Source organism: Xenorhabdus japonica (assembly GCF_900115195.1).
Lineage (GTDB): Bacteria > Pseudomonadota > Gammaproteobacteria > Enterobacterales > Enterobacteriaceae > Xenorhabdus > Xenorhabdus japonica.
Genome location: NZ_FOVO01000064.1, coordinates 1 through 6,730 on the forward strand (window position 1 = coordinate 1; position 6,730 = coordinate 6,730).

General features: G+C 40.2%; 7 protein-coding genes. 5 read left to right on the forward strand and 2 right to left on the reverse strand.

Features of this window, described 5'->3' with window-relative positions; genetic code table 11:
- Positions 1-140: 140 nt before the first annotated feature.
- Together BM135_RS17115 and BM135_RS15935 are read right to left on the reverse strand one after the other, a co-directional pair.
- On the reverse strand, positions 141-302 hold the full coding sequence (locus BM135_RS17115; protein ID WP_175486194.1) for a hypothetical protein: 162 nt from the start codon (positions 300-302) through the stop codon (positions 141-143).
- 748 nt (positions 303-1,050) lie between these two features.
- On the reverse strand, positions 1,051-1,845 hold the full coding sequence (locus BM135_RS15935; RefSeq protein ID WP_092521449.1) for a Thoeris anti-defense Tad2 family protein: 795 nt from the start codon (positions 1,843-1,845) through the stop codon (positions 1,051-1,053).
- A 476-nt stretch (positions 1,846-2,321) separates the two neighbouring features.
- Between BM135_RS15935 and BM135_RS17120 the strand changes: the two genes are divergently transcribed.
- The 5 genes from BM135_RS17120 (at position 2,322) to BM135_RS15965 (ending at position 6,356) form a co-directional block, all read left to right on the forward strand.
- Positions 2,322-2,636, forward strand: coding sequence for a hypothetical protein (locus BM135_RS17120; RefSeq protein WP_092521451.1), 315 nt, complete (start codon positions 2,322-2,324; stop codon positions 2,634-2,636).
- Positions 2,636-3,169, forward strand: a complete 534-nt coding sequence (locus BM135_RS15945) for a tail fiber assembly protein (protein WP_092521452.1) — start codon at positions 2,636-2,638, stop codon at positions 3,167-3,169. Before BM135_RS17120 ends, BM135_RS15945 begins: the two co-directional genes overlap by 1 nt.
- A gap of 662 nt (positions 3,170-3,831) precedes the next feature.
- Positions 3,832-4,350 carry an RNA polymerase subunit sigma-70 gene (locus BM135_RS15955; protein WP_245737435.1) on the forward strand — a complete coding sequence of 173 codons (519 nt, stop codon included), beginning with the start codon at positions 3,832-3,834 and terminating at the stop codon, positions 4,348-4,350.
- A 192-nt stretch (positions 4,351-4,542) separates the two neighbouring features.
- Entirely contained in the window at positions 4,543-4,980 is a 438-nt protein-coding gene (locus BM135_RS18085) for a ClpX C4-type zinc finger protein (RefSeq protein WP_217644311.1), read from the forward strand.
- Between the two features lie 1,172 nt (positions 4,981-6,152).
- Positions 6,153-6,356, forward strand: a complete 204-nt coding sequence (locus BM135_RS15965) for a hypothetical protein (protein WP_245737436.1) — start codon at positions 6,153-6,155, stop codon at positions 6,354-6,356.
- The last annotated feature ends 374 nt before the right edge of the window (positions 6,357-6,730 follow it).

A 6,730-nucleotide genomic window follows, 5' to 3' on the forward strand; every position in this document is an offset into this window, starting at 1 on the left:
GGGGGATTCAAAGCCAGTTGTTGCAATGTAATTCGTTCAGGCTCAGAAAGTGTTATCGTCGATTTCATCAGAACAGGTGGAAAATCGGGTTATCGATTATAACAGTAATGCAGATAATTTATCTGATTAACTTAATAGCATTAAATGCGGGAATAGCAAGGCGTTACGCGATCATTGCTAATAATGATGATATGTATACTACCTAGCTGAATACCCCGGCTTTTCTTGGGTATCATTTTGCGCAGTTTGTTGCTTTGCGCACTTTGCTTGCGCAGATGTGGCCTGAATTTGTGCAGTTCCATTTGCGCAGCAGGTTACAGGTACGAAACGGGGTTGTGGTGCTTCGTAGAACGGTTTTAATGTTAAGAATTGTTAGGATTTAGCGATTAGTGATCTGCCTGATTGGTCTGCCAAAAGAGGCTTTTACCTTAGGATTTTTTAAGATTTTACTTATGCTATTTCTTTGAAGTATGGCGCAGAGAAGAACATCAACCTTATCAAAACTTATCATTGTGCTGGATTGGGTGTGCGCAGAATCACTGTCTGTCTTCTCAGCATTGACGTTATCAAATGTTATCATTTGGCTTGCCTGAGTTTTGGTTTTGTAGTCTTGAGTGCGAAGAGTATTTGCTCTGGGGCAATGTTTCTCCAATTCCAAATCGGGAAAATCAGCACGCCCTATCCAACCATAACGGAGATCATTACGGTTGCTGCGAGCGGCTCAAATTTGAGCCATTACAATATTAGCTGGATTTTAACCCGCAACCTACTGCGGGTTCACTGGGCGAAAATTTGACGGATTGACAGGCCAGAGTGAGGACCACGGCAGCAGGTAGGTATATTAAACGTATTGAGTTATTTTCAACCAACCTTCTTAAAGAGGGGAGCCTCTGAGTTCGTTTCCACTGACTCCGTTTCAAGCGGAACGATGACATATAACTAAACCTGCACCATGCAGGAGATAAAGGATATCAGGGAGTTAAAGGTAGTTTTACGTGAAAAAGGCCAGGCCATGCGCAACCTTGAATTCAGTGTGTAAACTTGGGTGAATTATTCATCACGCCAAGTTAAACAGAAACATTTGGTTTGGCCTGTCTGCTTTAATATTTCACTTAATTTTTTGACATTAAGTTTCTGAGGATTATGGGCGTCATATCTACTATCATAAGTGTAGCTCACGTTGCGCGTGTAAAGACCATTCTGCCCCCAACTTGAGTGAATGCCAAGGTCATAAATTTCATTATCAACGGTAACATAAAAATTTTTATTAAATATTTGAGATACCTTTTGATCGCTATTTTTATCAGTAGATACTTGCAAAGCTATTATAAGAAGAGTTGGGATAGTATTATCAACATCCAAATAGAACCACTGTATATCAATAATTCCTATTTTATTTTGAATTATATTTAAAGTACCAGTATGAATGTTTTTACTTCCCCAATTATTGTATCCCCACCATTTGTCACCCGCTGGAATCTGTTCAAATCCTAGTTTAAGGTCAAAAATCAGCATACTATCTTCTGGGCACACTGACTCGAGCTGCTTCCAGTCACAAACTAATAAATCTTCTTGAGTTGGCACCCAACGAGACCAATAGCCATCTTTATCACTTTTTTCAATATAAGCATTACCATCATCTGTATTACCAACTTCTGATTTATGAGCAAGACGCATGTGCTCTATAGGAGCATTCCAACCGCTACGGTGTACCTGTTTTCCCAAATACACGAGGCTCAGCGCCCATGCAGAAGTACCGGCTGGGACAGTTATATTGTCATCGCCAATATTATATTGGTCTGGATTAAATGGACACTTGAGATCCAGCTTATTAACGTCAGACATAAATCCCTCACTTTATTATTCGTTAAAGGTAATTTCATCCTACTGTTAACTCACCGGAAACTTTACTTAGGTCAGATTTTTACCTCAATCGGATTCTTACTATAGCAAGGCTTATAATTTGAAAGGTGATGTGCGATTCAGTGAGGCGTAAATTTGAAGTTTGGTGCTGATAGTCAATACCATTTATTAAATGCAGGGTATTAATTGTCCCGTTATGGGATTTCCCATATCTGATTATTCAATAATCTATGTAGCCTTTTTATTACGTTAATTTCCATCAACAGTGAAGATAATTTTATTAATTTCCCACCTGCTATTCTATGCCATCCTACCATCAAAACATGCCTCAAATTGAATTCAAGCCCTATTCTCCAATATTGATGAACCGATTTTATTGATGTTCACCGGCGGAGAAGTCTCCCACCGCCTTCATGTTATTTAGCAATCTGTATTGTTGATTAGATGAGGGAATAAATATGAGTATTCAAGACAGTAATAGCTCTGTAGTGGCTCCAACAATAGAAGATGTTAAAAGAGCAATTGAAGAAGTAACTTCTTTGATGGATAAGCGTTTCGCTAAGCTTGATGCTGATGGTAAATATATCCAAGATATTCGCTTAGGTTCAGTGGAAAGCGTGTCAGTTTGGAAATCATATGGATTTTCTGATTTTCCACCATATGTTATTACTGGTGTTATTAATCATAATTCTGATAAATACATTGATTCTGTTTATCGGCGTCCATTGCAAAAATTAGTTAATGGAGTTTGGTATAATATAGGATTTATATAATGTTACACTTCAGAAAATTCTCCAGATATCCTCCAAGTAATGAAGATGAAAAAGAAATTGAAAAAAGATATAAAGCAATATTTTATCGCAGTGAGGACAATCAAGATTGGTATGCATGTATTTCGAAATTCAATAACGACACGTATAAAATAAAGTACGACTCTAATGGTATAATTGTTGCGATAAGTAAGGATGCTTCAACAATATGCCCTGAAAACGGAAGCATTGTTGAAGTTGAATTATTACCTGATAACATTGATACTCTGGGAAATTGGCAGTATTCAAATGGTAGCATTAAGTTGCGGAACTATACTCAAGATGAACTTATTGCTCATGCATATGAACATAAGAAAAAATTATTGAGTAAAGCGAATGCTGTAATTATGCCTTTAGAAGATGCTGTAGAGCTTGATATATCAACAGTTCAGGAAATTACTGAACTAACAAAATGGAAACGTTACCGAGTACTACTCAATCGGATAGATTGCACTACTGCACCTGATATCGTATGGCCGGAACAACCGAAGGAATGACAAGGTGTGTAGCTATGTATTAGCCGTATACCAACTAGACACGGACGTCTAACCAATACCCTTCGTCAATATCACATACCCACATCACCTACAGAACGCACACCAAAACGTAAAGATTTGTCAGTATCCTGTCTATGCGTTGCATCTTATTGACAATCACACGCCTTACCAATCTGCAATCGCCATGTTCAGCGAGAGCCATCGTCACCTCAGTCAATACACCACACGTAAGATGGAAGCTGTCTGTTCAGGCTGGGAACTGTTAGACGGGGAAGATAAGAATCTGGAGGCATTCAACTACAGTCTGAGGGCCCAATGATGCGAATGGGTATCAGGCATCATGACGGGCGGAGAGTGAGAAGCTGGAACGGCACATTGAGCCGCTGAACTGGGAAGACATCGAAAGACTGGGCAACCATCATGCTTAAAACTTTTTGGGTCCTTACCTGAGATCTTATATAACAGGGGCATTGCGCGCCGCGTTTTTTCACTAGCTATGAACTTTTGAAATTTGGGTCCCATGTCCCATTGAAAATATTTTATATAACTGATTGTTAATAAATAAATTATGTGATTTTTGGTGTGTATTTTGTGTCCCATTTGTGTCCCCGAAATTGGGGACATTCACGCAAAAATGTCCCATTCAAAACGGAGTATGTCCCATGTCTACTATGACCATTGGTAAGTATGCAAAACATGTCGGTGTGAACCGTAAAACAATTTCACGATGGATCAGGGATGGAAAGTATATTGTGATGTGTGGTGATGATATTGACGTGGAAGCCAGCGACAGAAATATCAAACAGTATCGTGACAGTCAGGATCCACGCATACAGAATGCCAAGAAGCCTATCAGCAACACAGAGAGTTTTCAGGCGCGTGCCGAATCAGTCTACACCTCGCTGACATCGGGTGATACACAGGTACGCCCATTGGAAGAGTCCAAAGCCATCAAAGAGCACTATCTGGCGGAATTAGTAAAACTGGAGCACAGCATCAAATCCGGTGAGGTTCTCCCTTGGCGGGATATGGTGAACAAGGTCGGTGAAGAGTACTCAAGGATGCGTACCCGATTGATCGCTATCGCCCCTGAACATGGTTCTCGCCTGAGAGCCTTGGCAAGCACATCAACGGATGGAGAATTTGTAGCAGCACTGCAAGATGTACGAACTGAGCCTTGATGATGAGGCTGCTACGGTGTGATAAGGGCAGAATATGCCTGCCAGTAAGAAACAGTCCATACACCCCACACAGCCAACGGGAGGGCTTGAAATTAAGCCGTCCTCTTTACCTTCTGCGCTTATCTTTTAGAATAGCGATAATTATTAACTATCAAAGTGTTGTTATGTCAGCAGAACTGCATTGTTCGTTTTGTGGTAAATCAAACAGTGATTGCCACGGTATTAGTAGCTGGTCCGCGTATTTATATTTGTGATGAGTGTATCGATCTTGGTCATGAAGTTGTTTTAGAGCACAGAAAAATCAAAGAAGTTGAAGTGCTCGATAAAAGCGCCGCTGACCTGTATCGCTTTCTCTATGGCGCTTCTTCAGGGGCATTTGATCGGGCGGTGGTATGCTCTCATACGATACTACAAGAACAAACCGGTCTTGATAACGCGCAAATAAATGTCGCTATAGCTCTGCTGACAGAACGGCATATGCTACAGGTTATTCCCTATGGGGAAGATTGCGCATTGTATCTGGTAGGTGGCCTTCCCGCAGAAACCAAGTTTAACGATTTAAGCCAGTCATACAGCATAAAAGCGAATGTACTGGTAAAACCCAGCCCAGAGATCAAACTATTCTCATAGGCGGAATTTAGGTAACTTGCTGATTCTAGCTAATTCTGTCAGAAAACCAGAATTCCGGTTCTGAGCAGGAATTAAGTAATATCAATAAGTTAAAAGTGACAAATCTTACCTTTATGCAACCTATTGATTTTACTTATTTCCGATATGGTGACAGAGATCAAGGAAATCAACGAGTTAGCCAACTGTTGGGGAAATCCCTATAGTTGCCGTAGATGGCTCAAATCTGAGTTATTAATAACATGTTGATTTTTATGGTGATGGATTTTCCCATCATCTCAAAGTGTGATATCCCATCTTGGGTATAGTGGAAATCTCAATGCCTTTTAGCAGAGCAAAGCCCGAATTCGGGCTTTGGTGATAACCCATTGATAAATAGCCAGACGCCAGATTTGGCGTTTGGTCATACTTTAGGATACCCAATAGTTTTGGGTTGCCTGTCTCGTTGTCCGGAACAAGAACTACACCTTTTTAAGAGGTTCAGTTTGTCCCGACGAAATTCGTCGCTGCAAAATCCAATATCCGATAATCGGACTTTGTGTGTAACTGATAGTTACTCGCAAATGACGTTGTGCATAAATGACATTTACTCACAATTTGAGCGTCAGTCTGGCTGACTCACAGAATTTGCACAATTCATTAAGAGGTGTGCACAAAAGAGTTATGTAAAAACAGATGGTTAAGCCATTTTGTCCAGTACGTTATGTCCAAGTAATTCATTGAAATACAGTGAATTTACTGCGTTTGTCCAGCATGTAAATCAACCATCACGGAAATCATGATAGGGTGGTCAAAGTGACGGCCTCGGAAAAATCAATGGGTTAGCTAACTATAGCGAAAATCATCACGGTTACTACTGGTCATTGCTTCCGTGAGCAGTGGTACAGATATGGACAGTTATTTTTCGTATCTGTACCACCTTAATTTATTGATATAAAACTAAAATATTTTAAGTGGTACAGATGGTACAGTTATTTTGCGATTTTTTCGTTAGAGCGTGATTTTCGAATAAATTAGCCAAATCTTCATTGTGGTAATCACAACGCAGAGGCTTGAGTTTACGCCGTTCAGCGCAAGGTTACTTAATGTAACTCAGTACGTATTACGTTCGCAGTGATTTAAATTATTGATTTTTATCATGAAGCAAAAAGCAGATCATCTACAGGCGGTGGAGAATGGCACGAAGACAGAAAAAGAACTCACCCTCGATAGTCGCCACGGTCACAGGCAAGATTACCGTTTCCCCCAAGCGTATAAAGTGCCAGACGGGGAAAGTGATAGCAGTCGCTACCATGCAGGCACAGAGCGATAAGCGCAGTGATTATTCGCTGCGTGTCGTGGGCTTTGATGAGATGGCGCTATCGGTGATGCTGTTATAGAAAGGTCAGATAATCACGGTAACGGGAAAGGCTTCTTACTGGCAGGGCTATCAGTTAATGGCTTCCTCAATCACTCAATAGGTTCCGACGAATGGCGTCGCAACCTCCTTACAAGGTTGGTACTTTTAATGTACTAACCTCGCCTCTTGACTACTGAAAACATATTGGTAGCACAATAGAACTGGCGAGAGTTCTTAGCAAAATGCAAGTTGTATAGAAATTTGTATAGATTTAAAGATATAACAAATTTTATGATTTTAAATCAATGAAATAATTTTCATGCTTGGATTCACATATTAAGCGCAACACCGTAATGAACGAAGTAAATGAGTGGGTATTCCTTTAAATAACTCATTCGGTGTTTTGTAATCTCG